The organism is Larkinella harenae (assembly GCF_054780515.1).
Map to the genome: position 1 here is coordinate 30,183 of NZ_BAAGWE010000007.1, position 26,774 is coordinate 56,956.

Below are 26,774 nucleotides of genomic sequence, written 5' to 3' on the forward strand. Positions count from 1 at the left end.
TTTGCGGTTTTAGAGCAGCCAGGAACTAGTTCCTGGCTGTTTTTCTCTGGACGAAAGACTAGTAAGCTTAGCTTACGAATGAATAAAAGCCAGCAGATCGGCGTTAATGGTAGCCGCTTCAGTTGTGGGCATTCCATGTGGAAAGCCCGGATATGAAATCAGTTTCCCATTTTTCAATAATTTCACCGCTTTCACTGCGGTCAAAGCGAAAGGAACAATCTGGTCGTCTTCGCCATGCAAAACCAGAACAGGCACATCCACACTCTTTAGATCATCCGTAAAATCCGTTTCCGAAAATGCCTTGATGCCATCATGATGGGCTTTTATGCTCCCCATCATGCCTTGACGCCACCAATTGTCCCGGATGCCTTGTGATACCTTGGCTCCTTCCCGATTAAAGCCATAAAAAGGAAGCGTGAAATCCTGAAAATATTGGGGGCGATGGGTAGCCGTGCCTTCCCGTATTTCATCGAATACTGACATTGGAATTCCGTCTGGATTCGTTTCGGTTTGTACCATCAGTGGTGTTACGGCACTGATCAGCACGGCTTTACTTACCCGTCCCTGTCCATGTCTGGCTACGTAACGAATCACTTCGCCCCCCCCCGTTGAGTGACCAATGTGAATCGAGTCTTTTATGTCAAGAAATTCCATGAGCTCGGCCACATCGGCAACATAGGTATCCATGTTGTGACCCTCGGAAGTCTGTGATGACCGGCCATGCCCTCGGCGATCATGGGCGATAACACGAAACCCTTTACTCACGAAAAACTGTAGTTGCGCATCCCAGTCGTCGCTGGATAAAGGCCAACCATGATGAAAAACAAGGGGTTGACCAGTTCCCCAATCTTTATAATAAATCTCGGTACCGTCACTTACTTTGATCTTGCTCATGTTTTTGGAATTAAAGGTGGAGAAATGATAGATAAATATTCGTCGTTAGCAGAGCCATTATCCTTCTACTCATGAATGAGTTCAACGGAAGTTGCCAGCGCATATACTCAATGAGTTGACTTGTTTAAACATCTCTGTATCAGTCGATACAAACCTACTTGGCGAAGGGCAGATGAAACCGGTACAAACCGCTGTTTTTCCAGTAAAAAGACAGGATTAAAGCCTTGGACATGCCATTATCTCGACTTATTGGGGTCAATTGGTTGCGGAACGATCAGCCAGTTCGAGCACGAAAATCAGGCCCCAGTCGATGTTGTAATTCGGCAGAGTCCCAGCAAAAAGCTCTTAATTCAGTAACTCGTTCAGCTTTTACTTGCCAAAAATGCATAAACGGCAAAACCGCAGGCTTTTTATCGATGGTAAGTATACCCTCAAAATAACCCGTTGTTATGATGGAACCCTGCAACTCGTCGTTGTCCGGCCTGAAATAGACGAGCGAATTCACCGAAAGGTTTTCACAGATGGTATAAAGCCCTGACATGATGGATAGAAAACCGCTTATTCCGTGGAATTCAATACTTGTAGATTCGTATGAAGAATGATAAAGCACCATGTTCTCATCCAGCATGGGCAATAGCCGGCTGATGTTGTTGTCCGAAAAAACACCATAAATAGCTTCAATGGTTTGCTTTGGGTTAGCCATAAAATTAGGAAAGGAAATAGCCTTGCTATTATTCCAATCAAGGTGAGTGCCAGCCGTCGAGCCAAATAGCTTTTCGCAGGTTAATTCAATTCATCAGATTAAATGCTTCGCTATCAATTCCTGATAGGCTTTGGTACCTGTTTGCAGATTACTTGGTTGTTTTTATTAATTTGGAGTTCTCCAAAAAAACTGGAATTGTCTTAATTTTCCGTAGGCAAAGGCAGGGGACCAAGGAGTATACGTGATGTAGGGTAAAGGTATAATAGTCCTTCTATTCGATAAGTGAGCAATTTAGAGGTATTTTGGGCTTCTAATCATGGACAGAAGCTTGTCTGTTACCAAGTGGGAATTCAGTAGGAATGGAATAATTCTTGTAAACAGCTGAAAAGATGGCCTGCGTATGCTATTGTTAATCTCAAGTCAGGACAATGCAACCCGTATTGAACGCTCTTTCTTCGAACTCAGACTGCAAAATTTTAATCGTTGAGGATGAATACATTATCGCCAATGATCTGCAACTTATACTGAATGGGGCAGGCTATACGGTTATTGGTGTTGCCGACTCCGTGAAGGAAGCCTTAGCACTTATTGAGCACGATAAGCCTGATATTGTATTGCTCGATATTTACCTGAAGGGAAGGGAAAACGGTATTGATCTGGCCCGGCAACTGGAAGAACTCAACATTCCTTTTATTTACATATCGGCCAACGACAACAAGCGTGTGCTGGATGCCGTAAAAGCCACTCAGCCCCTTGGCTATATTGTTAAACCGTTTCGGGAAAAAGATATTCTAACTGTCCTGGAAATCAGTCGATATCGACAAGCGCACAGTATAGAGGTGAAACTCCGGGAAGAGAAATCCCTTCAGATTGCGCTGACAGATGCCCTGTCGGCTGCGGAGAGTTGGGAGCAAAAGCTGCTGAATGCCGCAACAATTCTTCAGACCCAGGTTCCGTTCGATTTTTTATCCATTCAATACCGAAAGAAAGACGTAGTCCAGTGGTTTAATTATTACCGCGTTGGTTTTGAAGAGTACCAAACCATTAGCCTGGCTGATATCCGGCAAATGACCAAAACGCCCGTCGATCTACCTCTCCTCGTTGAATGGGGCAATGGACCAGATGGTCCTACACGTTACAATGCGGATACCTTCACTAGCTATTGTAAATCCAATCCCTTGGGGGGGATTCTGGCCAAAACGTTTCGGCTCGAATCGGCCTTACTGATGCCACTGAATGTAGGGTCAATGGATACATTCTACCTGAATTTTTTGAGTCGCCGGCCCGACGCGTACCTCTCCCGGCATCTTACTCTACTGGAACGGCTGGAACAACCTCTGATATTAATGCTGGAGCGGGCCCTGGCGTTTGAGGAAGTTGCCCGGTTGAGTGAGCAGTTACAACGAGAGAATACTTACCTTCAGGAGGAGGTGAAAACGTTGGCCAATTTTGAAGAGATCATTGGCCGGAGTCAACGCCTGCTACGGGTTTTTGACCAGGTTACGCAGGTAGCAAATACCGATACGACCGTTCTCATACTGGGCGAAAGTGGTACTGGAAAAGAACTTATTGCCCGGGCACTTCATAATTTGTCAGCCCGGAAAAACAAAATTTTGGTAAAAATTAACTGTGCGACGCTACCAGCAACCCTTATTGAATCCGAACTCTTTGGTCATGAGAAAGGAGCTTTCACGGGTGCCTTCGATAAGCGGATTGGTAAATTTGAAGTAGCGCATGGCGGCACGATCTTCCTGGATGAAATCGGAGAGTTGCCCCTCGAATTACAGGCGAAACTCTTACGCGTACTGCAAGAGAAAGAGATTGAACGAGTCGGTGGTAAAAACCTTATCAAAACCGATGTTCGGATTATTGCCGCAACGAATCGACATCTTGAAAAAGAAGTCACCGAAGGGCGTTTTCGAATGGATTTGTATTTTCGCCTGGCCATGTTTCCCATTACATTGCCGGCATTACGAGAACGGCCGGAGGATATACCGCTTCTGGCCCAATTTTTTGCCCAACGGGCTGCCCGTAAGCTTGGTAAACCCTTTCGAGGAATGAGCGAAAAGGCCCTCAATGAGCTAATCCATTACAGCTGGCCAGGAAACATCCGTGAATTAGAGAACGTCATCGAACAGGCTGTGATCATCAACGATGGTCAGTCCCCGCTCACGTTGGGTCGCCCGCTAATCAACAACCTGTTCTCCATCAACCGGCACTCAATTCTTCCATCAGATAGCAGTTTTAGAGAAAATGCCCAACCCGATATTTCGTCACCCAGGGATTTGCAGGATGTAAAACAGATTCAGCAAGAGACGGAGCGGAACTACATTCTGGCGATTCTGAAACAAACCAATGGCCGTATTCGTGGAAGTGGCGGGGCGGCAGAATTATTGAACTTAAAACCAACAACGCTTGAGTATCGAATGGAAAAACTGGGTATTCGAAAAATGCTTGCCGTTCAACCGCCAGCTCCTTCAACCGATCCTCGTTGAGGCAAAAGCTGTAGTGGTTGACAAGGGGCACCAGCACCAAAATATTGATGGGGGATATTAAAAGGTACGGAGCGAAGGTAAACCGTGTAAAGTCGCGTGAGTAGAAATAGGGCAATGCCGATACGTTGATCGCCAGGCAAATTGATATATACCCTTTAAACACTGGCCTTCAGGATTTTTTCCAGTACGGATAGGTTACGCAAACCTTCGCAAACTATACTTTATCCTAATTGCCTGTTCAGCCATTACTAATTGGTCGCGATTTAGAACGGAATGGCCTTTATTTCTCTAAATACTACTGCCTACTATGCAATATAAAGCATGCATTTGGTATGGGTGATTTTCATAAACTGTTGAAGAAGTGGCTGAGGTCTTTCGGTTATCAAGAAATCAGTATGCTATTAGTTTTGTGGTTGTCTGTTCAGATGGCTGGCGCGCAAAACATAAACCGGCAGCAGGTGAACCGCCTACTCGAAGACCTGCAAACCAGTAGGCCCGACGATAAAAAGATTTTTATTTTACTGGAGTTGGGCAAGTTTCATATTTACAAACCTGGCGAGTCCAAGCGTGATCTGGACAGTAGCCGGATGTATCTTACGGAGGCAAAAGAGCTGAGCACTTCGCTGCGTTTGATTACCCGGCAGCACGAGACAGAAAGTTTGCTGATTGTGGCTGATCTGGAAGGTGGTAACACGGTCAATGGACGATCGAGATTTGCTACATTGATTGCAGATTGCCAGCAGTCGGGCGACAAAGAAGGTGAAGCCATCGCGCGGTACCGTCTTGGCCTCTGGCTGCGTAATTTTGCCCCCGACTCCACCAGTGTCCTGACAACCTTCCGGCGGGTGGCCGCTATGTACCGCGAACTGCACAAACCGGTGGAAGAAGTCCATGCCCTGAAGGAAATTGCCGTTACCCATTTATACGAAGGTAAGCTGGTGGAGGCCGAGTCGGAGTTGTTGAACGTGTTGCGTCGGTATAAAGTAATGCGGTATCCCAAACTCCACTATACGTACAATTTATTGTCAATTATTGGGCGGTTAAAAGGAAATTTAAATGATGGACTAAGGTACTCGCTATTATGCCTGGAAAGCATGAAAAAAACGGCTGACACGGCTTCGGCGGCAGCTTTTTACGGCGATCTGGCGCAAGTTTATGAAGCGGCTGGTAATCACCCAAAAAGCATTGAATGGTTCAAAAAATCGCTTGTAGCCTGGCGTCAGGAGCGCCTGCCTAATTTCGCCCTGTATAACACTGCCGGTGTACTAGCCAAAGACCTGATTGCCCAGCAAAAAAACCAGGAAGCGCTTCTGTTTCTGAAACATCTCGTTTCGGAAATTCCAACGAATACGCTTATTCAAAAAGCCTGCGTAGCCCAGAATTTTGCTTATTGCTACGATGCACTACAAAATTACGCGCTGGCTGAGCACTATTATCGGGAAGCGCTTCAACGCTACGAAAAAAATAACCTTGATTTTGAACAGTCACTGCAAATCCGTCAGGATATGGGGGCGTTTTACGTCAAGCATCAGAAATACAAGGAAGCAGGGTACTACCTAACAAAAGCGTTGACTATTCTTCCCCAAAAGACAGCTTTGTCGGCGCTACGCGATATTCATTTTATGCTATTCAAGGTGGATTCTGCGCAGGGCAATTATCTATCGGCAATCCATCATCTTCAGCTGTACAAGACCTTCAACGACTCTCTTTTTAACGAAGCGAAAAGTAAACAGATTTCCCAATTGCAGATTCAATATGATACGCGTGCAAAGGAGCAGAATATTGCGCTGCTCACCAAACAAAGTGAGCTTCAGCAATCGGCACTCAAACGGGCCAACACTGCCCGAAATGCCATGATTGTCGGTGCCGTATTACTGACAAGTTTGCTGGGTGTGAGCTACAAGCAATACCGGTTACAACAGCGCAGTAACAAACTCCTGGAAACTAAACAACTTGAAATCCATCAAAAAAACGAAGACCTGCAACATATTCTGGACGAGAAAGAAGGGCTACTGCATGAAAAAGACAACCTGCTCGTAGAGAAAGAGGGGTTGTTAGAAGAAAAAGAGTGGATGCTTAAGGAAATCCACCACCGGGTGAAAAATAACCTGCAAATAATCAGCAGCTTACTGCGTTCGCAGAGCATTTTTTTAAAGGACAAGGCGGCTCTTTCAGCCATTCGGGAGAGCCAAAGCCGGGTTCAGGTAATGGCCATGATTCATCAAAAACTCTACCAATCGGACCGGTTATCAATGATTTCAATGGATGAGTACATTGATGAAATTGTTGATTATCTACTGGTTACATTTGATCGGCAGCATTCCGTCAGCAAACGAATGGCGCTGGCACCCATAAACCTGGACGTTATTTTAGCGGTTCCACTGGGTCTTATTCTCAACGAGGTCATTACCAATTCGCTAAAATACGCCTTTTCTCCCGATCAGAAAGGTAGCATTTACGTTGAGTTAGAAAGCATAGGTAACCAAACGTACCGACTTAGCATCGGCGATAATGGTGTGGGTTTTCCCCCTGATTTAAACCCAGACCGGAGTCACACGTTGGGCATGAGCCTGATCCGGGGACTTAGTAAACAACTTGGTGGGCAATTGCAAATCAACCAGTTGGAGGGGGTACAGATCAGCCTGACATTTTCTGTAGAAAAAGTTGGTGTCTCAGGTAATAAGGAGGCCGACTCAGTTGGTGAGCCGTAATACCACCTCATAAGTTAGTTAATTGGTAAGAAGCCTATTAAACGGTGGATATAGATCGGTTTTTTTACACGGTTAAGGACGTGAAGCGTCGTCGGTATTCAGTGGGGGTGGTTTGGTAATACCGTTTGAAGAGCTTGTTCAGGTGGCATATATCCGTAAATCTAAATTCATCCGCTATCTGTGAGATACTCATTGTACTCAGCCGTAACCGGGCTTCAACGAGCTGTAGCTTATACCGGATGATGTACTGGTTGATGGATTCACCTGCCTGCTGTTTAAATAAAGCGCATAGGTGACTTTGTGAATAATTAAATACATCGGCCATTTTCTCCATCCGCAAACGGTCGGGCATGGTGATATGCTGGCAGATGTACACGCCAATTCGTTGCATGAGCGAAGAGGCACCAGCGTTCGGTAAACTCAGCCCTTGATGTTGTGTGAGTTGACGATCAACCAGACTCAAAATCGTTTTCATCAGGGTCTCCACAATTTGGTTAGCATCCAGTTGCCGGAAATTGTTTTGTTCCGTTAAAACCATCTCGACAAGGGTGTTTATATTTCTTTGCTCTATGGAGTTTGTTATAATGCTACCCACGAGTGGCTTACTTTCCCCATGCGCTCGTTCCTTAATTTGTTGCCAACTGTCTGTTCCAGGTTTCATTAATCCGTTAAAATACAGCTCTGTGAAAGAGAGCGTGCAAAAACAAGACCGCTTGTCAACCACAAAATAATGACTGTCTGAGGGCCCCAAAAAGAACACATCCCCGGTTTGGTAAGTGAATTGATTGCCATTGATAATATGCCGCCCACTGCCTTCTCGAATCAGGATTAATTCGAAATGATTATGGTTGTGAATTGGGTAAGGCCATTGGCTTGTTTCAAGGAGTTGAACCGTCAGAAGTTCATGGAGGAGGCTGCGTTTCATATTGGAAAGTGTTCTAGCTGAAGGAATGACTATCAACCGCTAGAAACTACTTTGCCAATAAAATGCCAGCTTTAAAACAAGCCTTGTCTAGATAAGTGTCTTGGGTAAAAGCTTGAAGATCAAGTTTTTATGCGTTTCTAGTTTTGGGGTTTAGCTCCAGATTTATTGGAGAATCCAATAAATCTGGAGCTAAATTTTGGAGTTAGTTAAGCGTTGGGATAGGTTAGCGCAAGAGGTGCTTCTGAAAGTGTACTGGTGAAATCGTTACCAATCTGATTTTATTCAAGCGTATTTAGCTTATATACCATTAGGCATTGTATGGATAAGGTCGGTTATTTTGTTCTAATGCGCTGGATTTACCTATCTAATTAAGGTGTGCTCGCAACATCCAGGCAATTTTTTCGTGTTTTTCCATTAAGCCGGTAATGTAATCACTCGTGCCAGCATCTCGGTGGGCCTCGGCAAACTCATTGATATTACTCCGGATGAAAGCAATTATACTTTCATGGTCACTAAGCAGTTTTTTAATCAAACTGCGGCTGTTGTTGCCATCCTCGTCCTGTTCCGTTAGGTGAGTAAGTTGGAGAAAATTTTTCAACGTGGCAGGTGCATAGTGCCCCAATTGCCGGATGCGCTCGGCTACCTCATCGACAATCTGGGCCGACTGCGTATAGAGGTCTTCGAAAAAAAGGTGAACCGAATGAAAGTCAATGCCTTCCAGATTCCAGTGCGCGTTCAATGTTTTGGTATAAAGGACGAACTCATCAGCCAGTAACTTGGCTAATTGATGCGCCACTACTTCCCGTTTTTCAGCAGCGATACCGATTGACGTTTTCATAAATGATAACTTTTAAATGAAATGAATGCATCTTATTCCATTGGATTTACCCTCGGTCAATCTCCGGTGTAGCTTCAACTGGCTGAGCTAGTTCTAGAACGTTGGAAGGTATTTCGTTGAGACAAATCTATGGCAAAGGAGTCGCAGACAGCGGTACAAACAGATTGTATTTCAGTAATAAATGGGGATAAAAAGAAAGGCAAAGTGTTCTGAACACTAGTTGTTGAGCCGCGATGGCCCCTCTAGGGGTAGCAGGTACACGGAGTTACTCCATGCATTGGTTAGGCGCTATGGTTTTGCTCTTTTTCGGTTGTTTTCCGGAACACATGCTAACCGCCCGGAGGATACATTTTTTTCTCTGACTGACCACGTTATTCGAGGGTTTACTATTGCATACACGGTTGGCGCTACGGAGCGCAATGCTATGCTTCCAGGTACCTTGCAACTGCCTTTGGCTAGTTTTAGCGCTGGAAAAAAGGACATCAATTAAAGAGAAAATTTGTAATTACTTGTTTGACAAATGCTTACCGTTGCCTAAGTACTATACAGGTGCAATCAGGCCTTTTACGTATCATTCGTCTGATTTGACAGTTTAACCTTCTACCTAAATGAAGCTGCTCCTACCTCTGCTGCTGTTCAGTACCCTGGCCTTGGGGCAAAGTATTCAAAATGCCGGATTTGAGGTGCCCCAGGACACCAACCGTTTTCTGCCACAGAGCTGGAGTGTGGATCAAAATGTGGGCTTCACCGTTACTATCGACAGTACCGTGGCCAAAAGTGGGCGGTACTCGCTGCTTATTACCAACCTGGTCCCAACTCCCACCGGTACGGCTGGATTTAGCCAGACCTGTACAGTACAACTAAGCAACCCTACGCTGGTGCACCTGCGGGGTTTTATCAAAACCGACAATCCCGCAGGGGTAGGAGTGTGGTGGAACTCCTGGCAGGGCGCTACCCACAAAGGCTTTGCGCACTCCAACCAACAGCTGGTGCTTCAGCCGACAGTCGAGTGGCAGGCGCTTGACTTGGTATTACCCACCTCATCGCAAATTAATCGGTTTACTTTTGGGGCCTATCTGAATGGCGCTGGTCGTGTGTGGTTCGACGATCTGCGTTTTGAAACGGGGACTGCCGGGGGCCGTTCGTCTTCGGCTCCGGTCAGGTCCTACCTGGCAAAAGTCATATCCCTGGTGAAGAAACACGCTCTGGTTCGAGATTCCATTCCCTGGCCCCAGACAGAATCAGACCTATTGACGTATGCCCAGGGCATGCAGACCGTGGCCGAAACTTACCCGATACTGGACTACTTCCTGAATCAGTTACGAAAATACGGGGATAATCACAGTTTTTTTATGAGGCCCCAAGCCGTGCAGGCCATGAAAGCCAACGCGTCGGCCGAGCGCGGAGACCTTCAACCCCAGGCAGGCTACGTTGGTGATGGTGTGGCTTACCTTTTCATTCCACCGTTTTCGGCCATCAACGCTGGACGTGAAATGGCTTTTGCCAGTCAGCTTCAAAGGCTGATTGGTAAGCTTGATTCGGCGCATACGGTACGGGGTTGGATTGTAGATCTGCGTCAAAATGGGGGTGGGAATATGTTTCCCATGATTGCCGGCCTTGGCCCATTAACCGGGGAAGGAACGTTGGGCTATTTCTTGGTCGGAAAACGCAGGATACCCTGGGGCTACCGTCATGGTAAATCATACGTTAAAAAAACAGGCACGCGCGTACCCTCTCCCTATCGTTTACGTCAACCGGGAGCTCGGGTGGCGGTACTCATTGGCCCTGGCACTGGAAGCAGTGGTGAAAACACGGCTATTTCGTTTCAGGGTCTGCCTAACGTACGTACCTTTGGCCAACGTTCCGCCGGTTTCACCACCAGCAATGCTAATTACGAGTTGTCCGACGGAGCTATGCTCTTCCTGGCTGAGGGGGTAGGCCAGGATCGGACCGGGAAAACCTATTTCAATGGCCTGGTACCCGATGAGGAAATTAAGGAAGCCTCGACTGGAACAATCGATCCAGCCGTAGAAGCCGCTAAAAGCTGGATTGTAAAAAAGTAACTACATCATACTCCCACCAAATTAAATGTTCCAGAGCTGATAGTGCCCAGCTTGATTGATGATTTATGGCTTATAGAATTGAAAATGGTAATTGTTCAAATAGTGTAACGTCTGTAGCAGGTGCTTTCGCTCGGAAGGTTCCAGATCAGCCAGCGTACTCGGTTGAAGCCGAGCCAAGCTCAAGGCTATCTCCTGAACCGCTTCCTGACCTTTCTCGGTTAACCTCAGTCGCTTTGAGCGACCATCCCGCTCATCGGGAAATTCAGTGATCAGCCCTTGCCTGGTCAACCGGCGTAAGATATCCATACCCGTAGTTACCTCGGTGGCGTTTGCCACACATACCTCTTTTTTCGTGGGCTGATCCATCTCGTTGATGAGCGAGAGAAACAAAAATTCGTCGGGCCCACTCAAACCGTGTTGGCTGAGCATGGACTTTGTATAAAATTTAACGTATCGGATCAGACGACCCATAAAAAACCACGCCAGAAAATCGTCATTCTCCTGAAAAGCCTCCGACAGGCGCATTCCTGATTTCATTAATGGCTCAGATTCCAGCCAAATAGGGGTCTTTCGTAATGGATCGGTGTTTGTTAAGAGCCAGCTAGCAAACTCCTTTACGTCACCCTGGGGGTTCTCCTCGATGAATCGCTCCCACTCAATTAAAATCGGTACGGCTGATTTTTTATCCATACTTTTCAATTTCGTAGTTGTTTTCGAACAAAACTACGATTTCGTTGTTTTTTCTCCAGTAATCCGCTAAGTATCCTCCGGATTTAATTCAATTCATAAAACGACCTCCAAGGCAAACCAAAGGTAAAGAATGAAAAAGCAAAAACGGAAAGTTCTCATTGCTGGCGCCAGCATTGCGGGCCCAGTCTTGGCGCACTGGTTGCATCAATACGGCTTTGAGGTTTCCGTTGTTGAACGGGCAGCAGCACTTCGACTAGGGGGCCAAAACATTGATGTCAACGGCCCTGCTCGCAAAATCGCCCGGCTGATGCGTATTGAGGACCAAATAAGAGCAGCTAATACCGGTGAGATGGGGACGCAGTGGGTAGACAAAAACAACCAGGTAACCGCTTCATTTCCCAAAGAAAGTACTGCGGGTTTGACCCAGGAGTTAGAGATTGTTCGAGGTGATCTGGTCAACATCCTTTACGAACTAACTCGGCAGAATGTATCCTATCGATTTGATGATCAGATCAGCCAGTTGGAGCAGGATGCGGATCGGGCTACTGTTACATTTGCCAGTGGTCATATCGAGGAATACGATTTAGTAATCGCAGCTGATGGGATCCGCTCTAAGACGAGGGAGTTGATGTTTGGAGAGGAGCCTGTTTTCAGGTATCTGGGCTTGTGTACCGCTTATTTGACAATTGCCAGGACAGAAACGGATACGAATTGGGCCCGCTGGTATACAGCTGATGATTCCAGGATGTTGCTGCTAAGACCCGACAACGAGGGAACGACCCGGGCTTCCATCAATTTTTTGCTACCTCAGAATGAGTATGAAAAGTTGGATAAAGCAGGAAAGAAGGCTATTTTACTTGCCCGACTGGACGGAGCTGGTTGGGAAGCTCCTCGTTTGGCAGAAGAGGTCGAAAAAAGTGACGACATCTACTTTGACGGTGTTGGCCAGATCCAGGCTCCCCGTTGGTCATCGGGCCGCTTTGCGATGGTGGGAGATGCTGCTTATTGTCCCGCTCCAATTACAGGTAAAGGCACTACGCTAGCTTTCGTGGGTGCTTACATTCTGGCGGGCGAGTTGAGTAGCCATGAACACCATACGGATGGTTTTGCGAGCTATGAAACCATCATGCGTCCTTACGTTGAGTCGGTCCAAAAGCTACCGCCTGGCGTACCCCGGTTAGCGTATCCGAAAACGGCTTTTGGTGTATCCGTTGTTAATACCGTGGTGGGTATTTTGGCTAGCGATACAGTACAAAAAATCGCGGGCGTGTTCAGCAAGTCAGATGCTGAAAAGGAAGAACAGCTGGACGGAAGGCCGCTGCCTGAATATCGTCAGAAGCGCTCATCGGGATAGGGCTTGTCTAACCTATATACCAGGGCGCTATGCTGGATTTGAAACGGCCACTCTAAGTTTATACAATCTGGTAAATCCCATTAAATGCTACCCAATTCATATAAAGAGTGTTATTTGCCTGATAACCAGAAGATAAGAAGGGCTGAGTTGATACATACATGGAGTTGATTTATGAACCTGTCTGGGTAGGCAACGGCCGGATGAGACTAAGCTGGGTATGGTTTGCCTTTAATAACGAGTTCCTTGCTAAAAGTCCAACACTAACTATGAAAAGAGCCTTTGGCGAGATTAGGTTTGAGTACTCCTTCATCCACGAAGTACAGTACATGAAGCAATATTTTTTGTATGTTTATTAATCAGCAACCTTGAAACATGCAAAACCCATCTGTTCATCCCGAGGAATCGAAGCGACTGGATGCCTTGAGAAGCTACGATATTCTAGACTCCTTACCCGAAGAGGATTACGATGACCTTACTATGCTGGCTTCTGAAATCTGCCAAACGCCGATTTCACTCATTAGTCTGATTGACGACAAAAGACAATGGTTTAAATCAAATCGTGGGCTCGATATACGAGAAACTCCCCGTGAGTTCGCCTTTTGTACACATGGTATTCTGAATCCGTATGAAACGCTAATTGTTCCTGATTCTAGAATTGATGAACGCTTTACTGGGAACCCGCTGGTGGAAGGAGAACCCCATGTAATCTTTTATGCGGGCGTGCCCTTAGTTAATGAAGATGGCTACCCGCTGGGTTCACTCTGTGTTATCGACAATGAACCTAAAGAATTGACTCAGCGCCAACTCGCATCGCTAAAAATCCTGGGCAGGCAAGTTGTCAACTTATTGGAACTGCGCCGAAAAAATAAGGCACTGGAAGCCCTAAAAAAGGTGTTGGAAGAACGGAATGCCGAACTGGAAAGTTTCAGGTGATAAGCCGTATCTGGACCGGATCTTTCAGTTGTTTCAGACTGGTACGGGTAGTTTGTTTTGTAATTAGTCGTGCGTGGCAGCTAACCACGGGGGCGCTATTGCGGCTCAAAGCCAACGGGTCAAGGTGCCACCTTTACAATTTACTTCCGGGGTAGCTGGGCGTAAAATGGCTATCATAGTTCTGAAAACCGACTTTGTCTTGATGATTTGCATCCTTTCACGGTGGTCGGGATACGAGGCCATCACCTAACCCGATGGCCCATGCGCTGGGGTGGCATCAATTTAGGACTGCCATTTGTACAGCAGAACCGCATTCGCCAAACCGTTTGTACGGATTTGTAAAAGTGAATAAATAGACTTATCTTAGTGTAAAAGTTCACGCCTATGACCATCGCACTCGATGCCTCATTTTCCGCCTTTGATTCCCGTCCGTTACTGAGCGAAGAAGAAATTATCACGCGCAGTCGGAAAGGCGTTCAACGAAATGAAGCTGACCGAGTGGCCGCCTTGGTTGGCCTGACCGACAAGGAACTGGCGGTTGCCTTGGGTTTGTCAGCCTCATACCTGCACCGGCTGAAAGACGATCAGCTCATCAATCAGGATGCTTCCGAACGGTTGCTCCTGCTGGAGAACCTGCTGCGGCACGCGCTGGATACGTTTGAAGGGCGCCCCCCGACGGTTTTACACTGGTTGCGTTCGCCCCTGCGGGAACTGGACCACCAGACGCCCCTGCAAACGCTGGACACGGTGACCGGATATACGCTGGTGGATCGGGTGTTGGGCCGCATTGACCACGGCATTTTTGGGTGAACGATGTCAGTAGTTTACCGCGTTGTCCGGTCAAAATACGCCGACCGCCCGCTGGACGTTATGGGGACCCGCTTAAACGGTGGTCGTTGGAATCCCCCCGGCATTGGAATTCTTTACACGGCGGAGCATCCGGCGCTGGCATTGCTGGAGATTCTGGTGCACATGCCGCAGGTACCGTATCAGGAACTGCCCGTTTATCAACTGTTTCGTTTGGAAATCCCTGATCACAGTCAGCGGATGCTGAAACTCCGGGACTTACCAGCGTACTGGAACGAAAATTCGTACGCCCAGAGTCAGTTCATTTTAGCGGAGTGGCTGGCCAAACCGGATGTGCTGGCGTTAGGGGTGCCTTCCTCGGTGCTGCCTGATGGGATCAATTACCTGCTTCACCCGGCGCATCCGGCGTTTGCATCCATCCAGATCATCGAAGAAAAACCGTTGTTGCTCGATCCGCGCCTGTGGCCGGCAAAGTAGGTCTATATCGGTGCCATACGGTTTTCATTTTTCACAAATACGCGCACGGTCACGCCAAACCTTGACAATTTTTAATGAAGTCTCGCAACCATCGTTCTGCGGAGCTAATCGCAACGCTGGCAACGGCTTAAATGTACCTGAGCCACTTCTTTTCTCTGTGTCGTTCCTTATAGCGTCCATACCACGTGCAAAGCGGATACATGAATAGTACAAGGCCAGCCCAAACCAGATAGACTAGCCATAACTCCATACCACTCCCTGTTTTTGGCCTGCCGAAATTGGTGCCAAATACCAGATCGGAAGCCTTAAAACCTTGCAGGAAAACCATCAGAAATACCAGCGGGTGAATGATATACCAGTGCACCAGGAAATAAAACAGGGGGACTTTTCCGTACACGCAGACGAAAGCAGTCCACTTGTTTTTGGCACCTTGAACCAGGGCGAGTATCAGTAACATGATTCCCAGAAAAAGGAGACAAAACAGCAAAGAAGGCGGGTATTTAGTAACATTGAAGAAGGAGAGACCAGTGAATAAGGTGTTTTTTTGAACCGACCATTTAGCAGGATCGCCATAAAGGTTGACTGTCCTCAGGACGATAAACGCCCCTATGGCTAGTAAGCCCGACTTAAAAAAGATACTCCGTTGCTGTTCTTCGGAACGGGTAAAATAAGAGCCCATCCCAAAACCAACCAGCATAATACCCAGCCACGGAATGGGTGGATAGCCTACGAAGAACAGCTTGTTTTCACCATACGGAAATGCGCCGGGAGTCCAGAGGGAGGATAGTAATTTTACTGGCAATGAAGTGTCCGCACCGGAAGCAAATGGAATGGCATTGTGAACAACCAGAATGGTGATGCCGATTATTCCCAAAGTCCGGGCGGGCAGGCTCACGAGTAGGCCAAGCATAATGAATCCAAAGCCGATCGCTGCGATTACCTCAAAAATCAGAAAATCGAATGTAAGGTCAAACCAAATGCCGAAATTGACCACGGTGAATTCCAGTACAATTAACCATAGCCCGCGGGTCAATAAAAAAGCGCGTGAAGCAGAACGATTTTCTTTGCTTTTCAGCGATAGGAAGGCTGCGGTGCCGGAAAGAAATACAAAGGTCGGTGCGCACAAATAGGTGACCCACCTGGTAAAGAATAACGCTGCCGTGGTTGTGTTCAGGTCGGTTGGCGACTGGGTAAGTGAGGTAACATGCAGCAAATCCCGCACATGGTCCAATGCCATGATGATCATCACCAGGCCGCGCATGAAATCAATGCTTTCGTTTCTTTTCATTCTTCGCATCAGATCAGATGAATGCAAGGGCGTCAAACGTACTCGTCAGTAAATATACCAGTTAGCCACCAGTGGGTTCGATAATGTTTTGGGAACATGAGTCAGCCAAACCCAACGGAATCGTTTCAACGTGCAGTTTCAGAAAAGCAATGTGCACAGGAAATAATATACTTAAAATTGTCATTCTATAACAAAAAGAGATTTCTTTGTTGTAGGGGTCAGATTGGCCCAGTGAGTTGAAAAAAAGGAATGTAGGTGAGCGAACCTCCTATACTCAGCAAGAAATCCGTAAAATTGGGCGCCATGCTGCGTTGGATGCCATCGACAAGCAGGAAAAGGAGAAAAGGAGGAGTGCTCGGTTAACTTCCAGGCTAAAGGTCCCGACAGTTCAGGTCTTTGACTCATCAGAAAATCCCCGTTGACAGGTTAACCGCTAGAGTTGGCCGGCGACTGACGAAGTGGACCAGTAGGGTAGGCGCCCGGCCTTAAAAACCGCCAAGACAACGTTGAGCGCAGGGACGAGTCCATAAGTTCAGATTTTTGTTAACCTAACCATTATATGTTTTCAAGTAAAGATTACTCTAAAATGCCACTCGATGAACTGGTGTCTGAAGAGAAAAAAATAAAATCACAGAAAACCACAACGGCTGTGTTCATCGGTATGTTAGTTGGCATTGCGGTTTATGCTGCTACCCAGAAAAGTTTTATCCTCCCTGTTATTTTGCTCATCTTCTCTTTTCTGATTGGTTACAGAAATTCCCAAGATTTGAAGAACATTCAAGCGGAAATCAACCGTAGAGATACAGTTCGTTAATGAGCCCCGCCGTAACGCAACGAATGACGCTCCTTGTGTTGACTCCTGAAAACGCGGGGTTGTCTGGCGGCATTGCAGGAGGGGGTAGGGTGTTTCAATAGAATACGAGCTGGTAGGATCTTACCGAAAAAGGGACTTCTGGGTGCATTGACGGAAAGCTAGGGTAAAGTAGCTTTCAGAAATTCATACAAACCGTCCCCTCGTACGTTCAGGGCCAGAATTTTCCCTTCCGGGTCTAATAGCATATTGAAGGGAATGCTACTGATCGCATATTGAAGGGAATGCTACTGATCGCATAGCGTTTTGCGGCTTCATTCTGCCAGAATTTCAAATCACTCACGTGGCTCCAGTTCAGCTGGTCGTCCGCAATGGCTTTCAGCCAATTCGATCGGTTTTTGTCTAAGGAAACAGAAAGAATGGTAAAGTTCTTCTGGGAAAATGCCTCATAAGCTTTCACAAGAAAAGGGCTTTCTTGCCGACAGGGGCCGCACCAGCTGGCCCAGAAATCAACCAATACATAACGCCCTTTGAAGGAGGATAAGCTGACGGGCCGACCCGCTGTATCCGGTTGGACGAAGTCGATAGCCCGTGCTCCAATGGCGGTTTTCTGAGCGATAAGCCAGTCTTTTCTGAAGAACTTTACTTGTCCCGAGTTGGCAATAGGGGACGCTTCGTAGATTCGTAAAAGGGAGTCGGCTACGGCCAGATCGGTCGCCTGACGGCTGGCTATATACCCGGAGACCTGATTAACGGAGGCAGCCGCTAACGGATACTGCTTCATGAGGTCTACTTGAGCCTGCTTTTGCAGGCGGAGCAGTTGCTCCAATTGACTCTTTAACCCCCGCACCGCAGCCGTATCGCCCCGGCTCTTGGCTTGATTTTCCTTTTCCTCAAGGCCATTGGTATCGAATCTGCGATAAACCTGGTCATAGTGCTGCCGGATCGTTTCTTCGGGTGACCCCGTTATCCTTGCCGCATACAGCGAGTCGGCATGACCATCCATATGCATCGACCGGTTTTCGAGGTAAAAACCAATAACTTGGGAATTGGCACTGGTCTGCAGCATGTAGTAGGTCGGCTCACTCACCATTCCGCGAAAAACAAATCTACCAGATGGATCGGCCAGTGTGGAGTCGACACGGTTATTCTTTTTATAAAAAGCCCGTTCGTAGAGGTAAATTTTTTTACCCCCTGCGTTTGAAAGTTGGCCGGAGAATACAAATCCGGGTTTGCTTTTTTTGGCGGTTTGGGCATTTACGGATAGGGTAAAGAATCCGCAAATGGTGAGTAAAAAGGAGAGCGATTTCATTGAGGAAAGGAAAAAAGCGGGCTATTCGGAAGATAAACGAGAATCAAAAATCAGTTATTGTCACTGGCCCGTTCAATCTTGAAAACGCTTCTTTTTTCACCCTTGAACGGGTCGGCAATGGTCGTCAAAAAAGCAGATAGTGGCTCATCGTGTGCCCCTCAGCAAGTTTTTGATGTTATTAATAGTTGCATGGCAGGTCCAATTTTCAATGTTTGACGTACGCTTCTACTATTATGGAGATAGGCCGTTTGGTCACGAACCCAGGCCGCTCTCCTCAAAACATGGTAATTTCACGGAAAATCTGTTTCCGGTATTCCAGCGGACTCTTTCCGGTTAGTCGCCTGAAAAACTTGTTAAAGTTGGTAACACTCTGAAATCCGGACTCATAACACACCTGGGCTATATTAAGGTCCTTCTTTTGCAGCAGCCTGCAGGCGTGACCTACGCGGATTTCATTGACGAAGTGGGAGAAATTTTTCTGTGTCTGTTTTTTGAAATACCTGCTGAAAGCATTAGCCGTCATATTAGCGACATTCGCAGCAGCTCCGAGCGTGATTTGAGAAGAAAAATTGCGCATTACATATTCATAAACCTGGTTGAGCCGGGCGGTTTCATGCTCGTTATGGTTCGTAAGGTAGTTAGCTGTCGCCAGCAACTGATAATCCCTGCTTTCCGACATATGGCATAAGATGGCTAGCAGATCGACACTCTTTTGCAGCCCTTCGGCCGCGTAAATCCGCGACGCAATCTGCCCGATCAGACGCTGGGATTCGCCCACGAACTTTATCCCTCGGTACGCATTATCCAGCAGGTTTTTGAGCCGCGCAGTCTGCGGAAAACGCAAGAGTTCCTTTTCAAGCCAGGCTTTCTTTAGATAGACGACCACCGACCGGGCCAGCAGATTCCCGCGCCCCTCGTAATATTCTTTGTCATTGAACCAGGCATGCGGCAAATCCGGTCCCACCAATACAATATCCCCCTCACTGAAAGCTTCCACATGATCGCCGACAATGCGCTTCCCCGTGCTTTCTTTGACAAAGACGATTTCATAGTCTTTATGAAAGTGATGCGTATTGACAAAGTAAGGAACATTAAGCTCCTTGACAAGAAACGTATCGGTCAACGTATAGTCCAGATCAATCAGAAGGGGCTTCACGGTGGTTTACAGGCATTATTCTTACCTCAAACAAACTCAAAAGTGCTCTGAATCTACTTGTTGTATCAAAATATTACCAGAAACGGCGTAAAAATGCTCGTTATTCATACAATTGGATTAAAAAGTGCCGAAATAGGCTAAAAAAGGGAGAGTGTCAGTGTGTTTAGCGGTATAGTTTTGTTTCGTCCTGATTTTTAGTGGTTTTAGTCAACTATACACTACCAAACGAAACAGCTTATGCCGGGATCTTTACTTAAATTCAAGACACTGAAGCTTTGGCTCTTTATGCTAACCGGCTTGCTGCCGGGCGGCTTGCTGGCTCAGCATACCGTGACGGGGCAGGTTAGTGACGAGAGCGGAGAGATGCTTCCGGGCGTCAACATTATAGTAAAAGGAAGTGCTGTGGGGCAGGTGACGAATGCGGACGGAAAATACCGTATCAATCTACCCAATTCGGAGGGCGTCCTCACGTTTTCCTTTGTTGGGTATGGCACCCAGCAAATAACCGTTGCAAATAGGGCTACGATTGATGTGGTTCTGCAGCCCGACGCCAAAGCCCTGGACGAAGTGGTGGTTGTCGGGTACGGAACCCAAAAAAAAGTAAACCTCACCGGCTCCGTAGCCACCGTGGCTGGCAACACCCTCACGGAACGCCCTGCTACCAATGCCGCGAATCTGTTGCAGGGGCGAGTGACCGGTCTGCAGGTGATCCAGCCTACGGGTTCACCGGGCAGAGATGACCCTCAGTTTCAGATTCGGGGGCTGGGCTCGTTCGGCGCATCTTCCAGTCCGCTGGTGTTGGTAGATGGTCTTGTCGGCTCCATTGGTAATTTGAACCCGAACGACATCGAAAGTGTATCGGTTCTGAAAGATGCAGCATCAGCGGCCATTTATGGCTCCCGTGCGGCAAACGGTGTTATCCTGGTGACGACCAAAAGTGGCAAAAAAGGTACTCCTCTGCTGGAATACCGGGTCGATGTAGGCTCCCATGCGGCTACCCGACTCCCGGATTTTATAGATAACTCGGTTGAATACATGACAATGTTCAATGCGGCCAAAGAACGGGTTGGCCTTCGTCCGCTGTATACCCAGCAGGAGATCGATGCCTATAAAAAACCCGACAATCCGGCGCAGTACCCCAACTTCAACTGGACAGACCATTATTTCAATCCGGCAACGGTTATTAATCACAATCTCCGTTTTTCCGGCGGAAATGACCGCACCAATTACAGCATTTCGCTGGGGCATCTCGATCAGGACGGTATTCTCCCGTCCTTCAACTACAAACGCTACAACGCCATCCTGAACCTGAACTCCCAGATCAACAAAAGAGTAAGAATCGGAACCATTGTCAACATGGTAAAAAAGCGGATTGCGGAGCCAAGAAGCATCAACAGCGATGTGGTGTTGCTGGTTTACCAGGGGGCTCCCAATTATACGCCTTTCCTGCCGGACGGAAGTGGACGGGTTGCCCGCTACGCGTACGCTGGGGAAGGGCACAACCGCAGCCCGGAAACAGATTTTCATCCCGGCAACTATCAGCATACTAACTCGCACGCCGTGAATGCCCAGGGGTACGCAGATATTCAGTTGTTGGAGGGCCTCCAGTGGCAGATCAAGGGAGGTTTCAACTTCAATGCCGAGACGTATAAAAGTCATCAGCAGGTGGTACCGCAGTATGCGTTTATCAAGCCAGCGGGAGCTGCCGACTTTCCGTATGTGGATGACGGTGGAAAAAGTGGGGGCGTAACGGATCGGTATACCCAGAATGTCCTGCCTTCGGTTTTCTCAACGCTTACCTATGAAACATCGCTGGGGGCATCGCACAACCTCCAGGCTTTGGCGGGCTATGAGCAACAGTCGTTTAAGACGCAATTCCTGCAGGGCGCCAGACAGACCTTTCCAACCCCTTCCCTGGCCGAAATCAACGCCGGCTCCCCCACAGGCCAGAGTCTTTCGGGTACCTCATCGGAATGGGCCTTACGGTCATTCTTCGGTCGGGTTAACTACAACTACAAGGGCAAGTACCTCCTTGAGGGGAACCTTCGTTACGATGGAAGCTCCCGGATTGCCCAGAAACACCGCTGGGGTGCCTTTCCTTCTGTATCGACAGGCTGGAGAATCTCCAAAGAATCATTTTTGGAGGATCATGTAAAATGGCTGGATGATCTGAAACTGCGTGCCTCGCTTGGCACACTCGGCAACCAGGAAATAGGTCTATATCCCTACCAGGATATCCTGAATCTTTCCGAATACCCGTATGGATCGACCCTTCAGCCTGCGACGCTGCTGACCCGGCTGACCGACAAAAATATCCGGTGGGAGTCGACTCGGGTCATTAATGTGGGGTTGGACATGGAAGTGGCCAAAGGGAAGCTTGGGGTAACGTTGGACTGGTTTCGGAAGAATACCTTCGATATTCTCACCACGCAACCGGTCCCCGGCAGCCTCGGTTTAAGTGGGCCTGTAACCAACGATGGTATGCTCCAGAATATTGGCTGGGAAGCCCAGGTACGTCATCAGAATAAGGTAGGCGATTTCAGCTACGGCGGCTACTTCCTTTTCAGTACCTTCCGAAACAAGCTCCTGAAGATTCGGGTACCGGTTAAGGGAGTGAATGAAGTGGGTTTGCCCTACGGATCGTATTACATGTACGAGTGGATCGGAATTTTCCAGAGTCAGGAAGAAATTGACTCGTCGCCCAAACAGCCCTTTTTTCCGCCCAGGCCCGGAGATCTAAAAATCAAGGATCAAAATGGAGATGGAATTGTGAATGCGGAGGATCGCAAAACGATCAAAGGCGTGTTTCCCGATTTTACCTATTCGTTTGGCATGAACGCTTCCTGGAAGGGTTTTGCCCTCAGTGTCTTTTTCCAGGGAACCCAAGGCAATAAAATACCGCTCAACGGCTGGGGCGTGGATCCCTTTCTCCAGGGAACACCGCCAACGACCAAGTTCCGAGATGCCTGGACGCCTACCAACCCGAGCAACACCGTACCGGCCATTTACGAATCCTGGACCTATGGAGGAGTTTCTGCCTACCCATCTACCTACTACTTGCAGGATGCCTCGTACCTCCGTCTGAAAAACATAAATCTTTCGTACGTGCTGCCCAAAAAGATTACCGACAAGCTGTGGTCCAAAGGAATTACGGTGTACGCATCCGGAGACAACCTACTTACCTTCACTCGATTTGAAGGAGCCGATCCGGAAACCTTGTCCCGATCCGGCAGCCCTACCGCCGGTTGGGGGCGCTTCGCGCAATTCCCCCAGGTCCGAATTCTGAATGTTGGACTCGATGTAAAATTTTAAGCAGCCAAAGAGATTAACCATGAAATCTATCATAAAAATACGGATATCCGTGTTGATGGCCTTGCTCTTCACCTCGGCATCGTGCACGGACACTTTCCTGGACCGTCACCCGCTCGACCAAATATCAAGTGGCACTTTCTGGCGAACCGAAGACGACGTAAAAATGGGATTAGCTGGCTGCTACCGAAGTCTTCAGGCGGATTTTCTGGGCTACCAGCGTGTCTGGCTGGACTGCCTTTCCGATAACGCCTTTGCCGAATGGTCCTACTACAACATCCCGGCCATGACCCTCGGTGTCACGAGTGCTACCTCTGGCGGAGCTGTCAATATGGCCTATTATTCCACTTACCGCGGGATTGCCAACTGCAACTACTTCCTGGCGAATATCGACAAGGTCTCCCTGGATGAAGCTAAAAAATCCATGTATAAAGCGGAAGCCCGATTCCTCCGCGCGCTGATGTATTTTCACCTTGTCGATTTTTTTGGGGATGTTATTCTTTACCGGGAATCCCCTGGGAATGCGGATGCGGCTAAAGTTGCCAAAAGTCCGAAAGCCGAGGTGCTGGCGTTCATTCATGAGGATCTGGATGCAGCCATCAATGCCCTGCCGGATGCCGTCTACAAAGGCCACGCCGTCAAAGGCAGCGCCACTGCCCTCAAAGCCCGGATACTGCTGTATGAACAAAAGTGGTCTGAAGCAGCCTCTTACGCCCTGCAGACCATCCAGTCCGGAAAATTTGGCCTCGCTGATAACTACCTCGGCATCTTTCTGACCGCCACGCAGGGCACTAACCCGGAGATCATCTTTTCCACCCAATACCTCAGCCCCACGAACCCAACCGCGTTTACCGAAAGCATGGATGTCCAGCTTGGATGGTACGGCTGCATCAATCCTTACCAGGATCTGGTGGATGAGTTTGAATGCACCGATGGCCTGAAAATAACCGAATCCCCGCTTTACCGTCCTGAAAAACCGTTCGCAAACCGGGACCCCCGGCTGGTGCTGAACATGCGCCGGGTCGCCGAAGAGGCTTGGCCGGAACCACAGCATCCGGGGCAAACCGGCTATGTGATGCGGAAGTACGCCGATTTTTCGCATGCTCCCTTCAGTTACGCCAAGACGGATTCGGACCAGGACATGGTTTTCATGCGGTATGCCGATGTGTTACTGATGTATGCTGAAGCCAAAAATGAAGCGGATGGGCCAGATGCCAGCATCTACGATGCCTTGAATAAAATACGCGCAAGACCAGGCGTCAATATGCCTCCCGTCAACCGGAGCCGGTATACTACCAAAGAAACACTCCGCGACTTTATCCGGCACGAGCGCCGGGTAGAACTTGCCCTGGAGGGCCACCGGTACTTCGATATCAAACGCTGGGGAATTGCCCACCAGAAACTTCCCACCTTAGTTAACCCCGGTGGTGTTCGGCTGGTATTCGAACAAAAGCACTACCGGTTCCCTTTTCCGCAGGGCGAACTCGATAACAATCCCTTACTGAAACAGAATGCGGGATACTAGCACCCTGAATCGGAGAAAAATCGCCGGGTGCAGTGCCTAAAAAGGCCAATCCACCGTATTGTAACCAGGCCGCGTACCGACCGTATTTCAACACTAATCCAAGAGCTTATGTACCGTAAAATGACAATGAATACCAAAAAGGGGCTGGCAACTGCCTATATCCTCTTGATCTGGGCGGTCACCAACTGTGTCGTTTTCGCGCAGGATACCTGGACCAACCCCATCGTCAAGCAGGGACGCATCGGATCGCCCCTGGTCGAAACGTCGCCTTTTGTATTCCAGGATCAGTTGTACCTTCTGGAAAACAATCAACGTTTCTGGGACGTAAAAGGCGCCAAACCGGGGGACTACTTTCACGAAGACGAGGTACGAATACGCGATCTTCAGTCCGGTCAGGTTGTATCGGTTCCCTTAAAAAATCACGGTTTCGGAACGGTGCTGGTACATGACAACCGGGTCTACGTATTTGCTGGCAGCTACGGCGAAGGAAAACCCTGGCGACGCATGACGGAGATCTCCATGACCAGTTCCGCCGATCTCAAAAACTGGACGAAACCCGTGACCGTGCTGAAAGCACACGCCAAAGAATTCTTTTTCAATACGGCCGTGTGCCGGGGGAAAGACCGGTTTGTCCTGCTCTACGAAACCAACGATCCGGCCTGGAAACCCTTTACGTTTCGGTATGTGGAATCGGATGACCTGATCAACTGGAAAGAAATTCCGGGAGCGATCTATGGGAAGGAAAAATACGTTGGCGGCCCCGCGCTTTACTACGAAGGCGGTTGGTATTATACCTTGTACCTGGAAGACCTCAAAAAAGGATACGAAACCCGAATCACCCGTTCAAAAAACCTCGTTACCTGGGAAGATGCACCCGCCAGCCGACCCTTCATCACGTTCGATCCATCCATTCGTAACCTCCCGCTGCTCCCCCCCGGAATTCCTGAAAGCAATGCTTCCGACGTCGAATTGTGTTATCACCGCGGCCAAACCATTTTGTATTTCACGGGCAGCGATCAGAGCACCGCCGGAGACTTGCAGTGGGCCACCTACGCGGGAACACCCAGGCAGCTTTTTGAGCACTTTTTTACGAAACCCTCGGTGGCCGAAAAAACACCGAAACACGAAGGAAACTGGACGCCCGTCCTGATTGCACCCGACCAACCGGCCAGGCAGGAAGGGAAAACCCGTTCCAACGCCCCGCTGATACCGTCACGGCAACAGCTAGAATTCCAGCAACGCCAGCTGGGTGCGTTTATTCACTTCGGTCCCGCTACCTACACGGGTTCGAACATGATGATCGTACCCGATGCCCGGGTTTTCAATCCTACCCAGCTGGATGCCGAGCAATGGATCAAAACCGCCGTTTCTTTCGGGGCGAAACACGTCGTACTTACCGCGAAACATCATAATGGATTTTGCCTGTGGCCCACGGCAACCACGGACTATTCAGTCAAAAATTCGCCCTGGAAAAATGGCCAGGGGGATGTGGTGGCCGAATTTGTGGCAGCCTGCCGGAAATACGGGGTTAAGCCCGGCTTGTATATATCGGGGGGGGACAAACATGAAAACTGCACGAGTACACCGGACCCCGTGGAAAAACGGAAGATCGTTGGCGATGTCGCCACCTATTTTACCAAGTTTATTGCCCAACTGCACGAACTGCTCAGCAACTACGGCGCAATTGATTACGTCTGGTTTGACGGTGCCTACGATCCGTTTGGATGGGATGTCATGAACGGCAAAACGATGGAGCGAAACGGAACTGGCTACGGAGACGCCATCAGAACCATGGTACGGAATCTACAACCGCAGGCGGTGGTGTTCGGCAGCACGAAGCCGGATGTACGATGGTCCGGAAGTGAGCAGGGCTGGGCCACCTACCCATTATGGAACACGGTTGCCCCAGGAGCCTGGAGAGAAAACTGGGTGGGACCCGAAAATGCAGGATGGCTTCCGGCCGAAGCAAACATTCACACCCGTAATAAATGGTTCTGGTATCCAGACTCGGACAAAACCCTACGAAGTGTCGATTTTCTGACCAAAGTCTACCTGGAATCCATCGGCCGGGGGGCCAATCTGTTGATCAACATGACGCCCGATACCAGCGGAGTAATTGTCGCGGCCGAGCGCCAGCGACTGGCCGATTTTGGCAGGAATATCGAAGCTATGTTTTCCAAAACGGTGAAAAAGCTGGAGTTAGTCAGTTCCGCGGAGGAAACCGTCATCGATTTAAGCAAAAAAACAAAACTCGGCTGGTTGGAGATCGAGGAAGATATTGCCAAAGGACAACACATCAGTACTTACAAACTCGAAGCCTGGGCCAACGGTCAGTGGAGGACGGTGGCGAGCGGGAGCACCATCGGAAGAAAACGGATTCAGCCGATAGACACCCTGGAAGCCGGTCGCTTGAGATTCAGTGCCACCACCAGCCGACCTGACATTCCCTTAAAGCAGATCACGGTATATGGGCTTTAACAAAC

The 26,774-nt window shown here is 48.5% G+C and carries 19 protein-coding genes; 11 read left to right on the forward strand and 8 right to left on the reverse strand.

Annotated elements, in window-relative coordinates:
* Positions 1 to 72: 72 nt before the first annotated feature.
* Both ACYVH9_RS25365 and ACYVH9_RS25370 read right to left on the reverse strand, forming a co-directional pair.
* Positions 73 to 894 carry an alpha/beta fold hydrolase gene (locus ACYVH9_RS25365; protein ID WP_460639228.1) on the reverse strand — a complete coding sequence of 274 codons (822 nt, stop codon included), beginning with the start codon at positions 892 to 894 and terminating at the stop codon, positions 73 to 75.
* Positions 895 to 1,168: 274 nt separating this feature from the next.
* Positions 1,169 to 1,597, reverse strand: coding sequence for a nuclear transport factor 2 family protein (locus tag ACYVH9_RS25370; protein WP_460639229.1), 429 nt, complete (start codon positions 1,595 to 1,597; stop codon positions 1,169 to 1,171).
* Between the two features lie 428 nt (positions 1,598 to 2,025).
* Between ACYVH9_RS25370 and ACYVH9_RS25375 the strand changes: the two genes are divergently transcribed.
* Together ACYVH9_RS25375 and ACYVH9_RS25380 are read left to right on the forward strand one after the other, a co-directional pair.
* Positions 2,026 to 4,092: a sigma 54-interacting transcriptional regulator gene (locus ACYVH9_RS25375; protein ID WP_460639230.1), complete on the forward strand. Its 2,067-nt coding sequence runs from the start codon at positions 2,026 to 2,028 to the stop codon at positions 4,090 to 4,092.
* 395 nt (positions 4,093 to 4,487) lie between these two features.
* A complete protein-coding gene (locus tag ACYVH9_RS25380) occupies positions 4,488 to 6,803 on the forward strand; it encodes a tetratricopeptide repeat-containing sensor histidine kinase (protein ID WP_460639231.1) in 2,316 nt (771 codons plus the stop codon).
* 64 nt (positions 6,804 to 6,867) lie between these two features.
* Here the strand turns inward: ACYVH9_RS25380 and ACYVH9_RS25385 are convergent, their stop codons facing one another.
* Together ACYVH9_RS25385 and ACYVH9_RS25390 are read right to left on the reverse strand one after the other, a co-directional pair.
* Complete coding sequence (locus tag ACYVH9_RS25385) at positions 6,868 to 7,728, reverse strand: AraC family transcriptional regulator (RefSeq protein ID WP_460639232.1); 861 nt, start codon at positions 7,726 to 7,728, stop codon at positions 6,868 to 6,870.
* A gap of 364 nt (positions 7,729 to 8,092) precedes the next feature.
* The gene (locus ACYVH9_RS25390) at positions 8,093 to 8,566 is read right to left on the reverse strand and encodes a Dps family protein (protein ID WP_460639233.1); all 474 of its coding nucleotides are present in this window, start codon (positions 8,564 to 8,566) and stop codon (positions 8,093 to 8,095) included.
* Between the two features lie 608 nt (positions 8,567 to 9,174).
* On the opposite strand from ACYVH9_RS25390, the gene ACYVH9_RS25395 reads away from it, so the two are divergent.
* Positions 9,175 to 10,629 (forward strand): S41 family peptidase, encoded by a 1,455-nt coding sequence (locus tag ACYVH9_RS25395; RefSeq protein WP_460639234.1) that lies wholly within the window; start codon positions 9,175 to 9,177, stop codon positions 10,627 to 10,629.
* A gap of 63 nt (positions 10,630 to 10,692) precedes the next feature.
* Here the strand turns inward: ACYVH9_RS25395 and ACYVH9_RS25400 are convergent, their stop codons facing one another.
* Complete coding sequence (locus ACYVH9_RS25400) at positions 10,693 to 11,319, reverse strand: MarR family winged helix-turn-helix transcriptional regulator (RefSeq protein ID WP_460639235.1); 627 nt, start codon at positions 11,317 to 11,319, stop codon at positions 10,693 to 10,695.
* A gap of 130 nt (positions 11,320 to 11,449) precedes the next feature.
* On the opposite strand from ACYVH9_RS25400, the gene ACYVH9_RS25405 reads away from it, so the two are divergent.
* The 4 genes from ACYVH9_RS25405 (at position 11,450) to ACYVH9_RS25420 (ending at position 14,890) form a co-directional block, all read left to right on the forward strand.
* Positions 11,450 to 12,673, forward strand: a complete 1,224-nt coding sequence (locus ACYVH9_RS25405) for an FAD-dependent monooxygenase (RefSeq protein WP_460639236.1) — start codon at positions 11,450 to 11,452, stop codon at positions 12,671 to 12,673.
* A gap of 372 nt (positions 12,674 to 13,045) precedes the next feature.
* Positions 13,046 to 13,606, forward strand: a complete 561-nt coding sequence (locus ACYVH9_RS25410; protein WP_460639237.1) for a GAF domain-containing protein — start codon at positions 13,046 to 13,048, stop codon at positions 13,604 to 13,606.
* Between the two features lie 384 nt (positions 13,607 to 13,990).
* Entirely contained in the window at positions 13,991 to 14,416 is a 426-nt protein-coding gene (locus tag ACYVH9_RS25415) for an antitoxin Xre/MbcA/ParS toxin-binding domain-containing protein (protein WP_460639238.1), read from the forward strand.
* 3 nt (positions 14,417 to 14,419) lie between these two features.
* Positions 14,420 to 14,890 (forward strand): RES family NAD+ phosphorylase, encoded by a 471-nt coding sequence (locus ACYVH9_RS25420; RefSeq protein ID WP_460639239.1) that lies wholly within the window; start codon positions 14,420 to 14,422, stop codon positions 14,888 to 14,890.
* A 127-nt stretch (positions 14,891 to 15,017) separates the two neighbouring features.
* On the opposite strand, the gene ACYVH9_RS25425 is transcribed toward ACYVH9_RS25420, so the two are convergent.
* A complete protein-coding gene (locus tag ACYVH9_RS25425; protein ID WP_460639240.1) occupies positions 15,018 to 16,178 on the reverse strand; it encodes a DUF1624 domain-containing protein in 1,161 nt (386 codons plus the stop codon).
* A 559-nt stretch (positions 16,179 to 16,737) separates the two neighbouring features.
* Here ACYVH9_RS25425 and ACYVH9_RS25430 point away from each other — a divergent pair.
* Entirely contained in the window at positions 16,738 to 16,992 is a 255-nt protein-coding gene (locus ACYVH9_RS25430) for a hypothetical protein (RefSeq protein WP_460639241.1), read from the forward strand.
* Between the two features lie 235 nt (positions 16,993 to 17,227).
* Here ACYVH9_RS25430 and ACYVH9_RS25435 read toward each other — a convergent pair whose 3' ends face one another.
* Together ACYVH9_RS25435 and ACYVH9_RS25440 are read right to left on the reverse strand one after the other, a co-directional pair.
* Positions 17,228 to 18,301, reverse strand: a complete 1,074-nt coding sequence (locus ACYVH9_RS25435; RefSeq protein WP_460639242.1) for a redoxin domain-containing protein — start codon at positions 18,299 to 18,301, stop codon at positions 17,228 to 17,230.
* Between the two features lie 274 nt (positions 18,302 to 18,575).
* Positions 18,576 to 19,424, reverse strand: coding sequence for an AraC family transcriptional regulator (locus tag ACYVH9_RS25440; protein ID WP_460639243.1), 849 nt, complete (start codon positions 19,422 to 19,424; stop codon positions 18,576 to 18,578).
* Positions 19,425 to 19,694: 270 nt separating this feature from the next.
* On the opposite strand from ACYVH9_RS25440, the gene ACYVH9_RS25445 reads away from it, so the two are divergent.
* The 3 genes from ACYVH9_RS25445 (at position 19,695) to ACYVH9_RS25455 (ending at position 26,769) form a co-directional block, all read left to right on the forward strand.
* Entirely contained in the window at positions 19,695 to 22,769 is a 3,075-nt protein-coding gene (locus tag ACYVH9_RS25445; RefSeq protein WP_460639244.1) for a SusC/RagA family TonB-linked outer membrane protein, read from the forward strand.
* Between the two features lie 19 nt (positions 22,770 to 22,788).
* Positions 22,789 to 24,291, forward strand: coding sequence for a RagB/SusD family nutrient uptake outer membrane protein (locus ACYVH9_RS25450; protein ID WP_460639245.1), 1,503 nt, complete (start codon positions 22,789 to 22,791; stop codon positions 24,289 to 24,291).
* Positions 24,292 to 24,417: 126 nt separating this feature from the next.
* Complete coding sequence (locus tag ACYVH9_RS25455; protein WP_460639246.1) at positions 24,418 to 26,769, forward strand: alpha-L-fucosidase; 2,352 nt, start codon at positions 24,418 to 24,420, stop codon at positions 26,767 to 26,769.
* Positions 26,770 to 26,774 lie beyond the last annotated feature (5 nt).

Bases quoted from the DNA above. Each gene is read 5' to 3' on its own strand.
- ACYVH9_RS25365 (WP_460639228.1), bottom strand. From the start codon at position 894: ATGAGCAAGATCAAAGTAAGTGACGGTACCGAGATTTATTATAAAGAT.
- ACYVH9_RS25370 (WP_460639229.1), bottom strand. From the start codon at position 1,597: ATGGCTAACCCAAAGCAAACCATTGAAGCTATTTATGGTGTTTTTTCG.
- ACYVH9_RS25375 (WP_460639230.1), top strand. From the start codon at position 2,026: ATGCAACCCGTATTGAACGCTCTTTCTTCGAACTCAGACTGCAAAATT.
- ACYVH9_RS25380 (WP_460639231.1), top strand. From the start codon at position 4,488: ATGCTATTAGTTTTGTGGTTGTCTGTTCAGATGGCTGGCGCGCAAAAC.
- ACYVH9_RS25385 (WP_460639232.1), bottom strand. From the start codon at position 7,728: ATGAAACGCAGCCTCCTCCATGAACTTCTGACGGTTCAACTCCTTGAA.
- ACYVH9_RS25390 (WP_460639233.1), bottom strand. From the start codon at position 8,566: ATGAAAACGTCAATCGGTATCGCTGCTGAAAAACGGGAAGTAGTGGCG.
- ACYVH9_RS25395 (WP_460639234.1), top strand. From the start codon at position 9,175: ATGAAGCTGCTCCTACCTCTGCTGCTGTTCAGTACCCTGGCCTTGGGG.
- ACYVH9_RS25400 (WP_460639235.1), bottom strand. From the start codon at position 11,319: ATGGATAAAAAATCAGCCGTACCGATTTTAATTGAGTGGGAGCGATTC.
- ACYVH9_RS25405 (WP_460639236.1), top strand. From the start codon at position 11,450: ATGAAAAAGCAAAAACGGAAAGTTCTCATTGCTGGCGCCAGCATTGCG.
- ACYVH9_RS25410 (WP_460639237.1), top strand. From the start codon at position 13,046: ATGCAAAACCCATCTGTTCATCCCGAGGAATCGAAGCGACTGGATGCC.
- ACYVH9_RS25415 (WP_460639238.1), top strand. From the start codon at position 13,991: ATGACCATCGCACTCGATGCCTCATTTTCCGCCTTTGATTCCCGTCCG.
- ACYVH9_RS25420 (WP_460639239.1), top strand. From the start codon at position 14,420: ATGTCAGTAGTTTACCGCGTTGTCCGGTCAAAATACGCCGACCGCCCG.
- ACYVH9_RS25425 (WP_460639240.1), bottom strand. From the start codon at position 16,178: ATGAAAAGAAACGAAAGCATTGATTTCATGCGCGGCCTGGTGATGATC.
- ACYVH9_RS25430 (WP_460639241.1), top strand. From the start codon at position 16,738: ATGTTTTCAAGTAAAGATTACTCTAAAATGCCACTCGATGAACTGGTG.
- ACYVH9_RS25435 (WP_460639242.1), bottom strand. From the start codon at position 18,301: ATGAAATCGCTCTCCTTTTTACTCACCATTTGCGGATTCTTTACCCTA.
- ACYVH9_RS25445 (WP_460639244.1), top strand. From the start codon at position 19,695: ATGCCGGGATCTTTACTTAAATTCAAGACACTGAAGCTTTGGCTCTTT.
- ACYVH9_RS25450 (WP_460639245.1), top strand. From the start codon at position 22,789: ATGAAATCTATCATAAAAATACGGATATCCGTGTTGATGGCCTTGCTC.
- ACYVH9_RS25455 (WP_460639246.1), top strand. From the start codon at position 24,418: ATGAATACCAAAAAGGGGCTGGCAACTGCCTATATCCTCTTGATCTGG.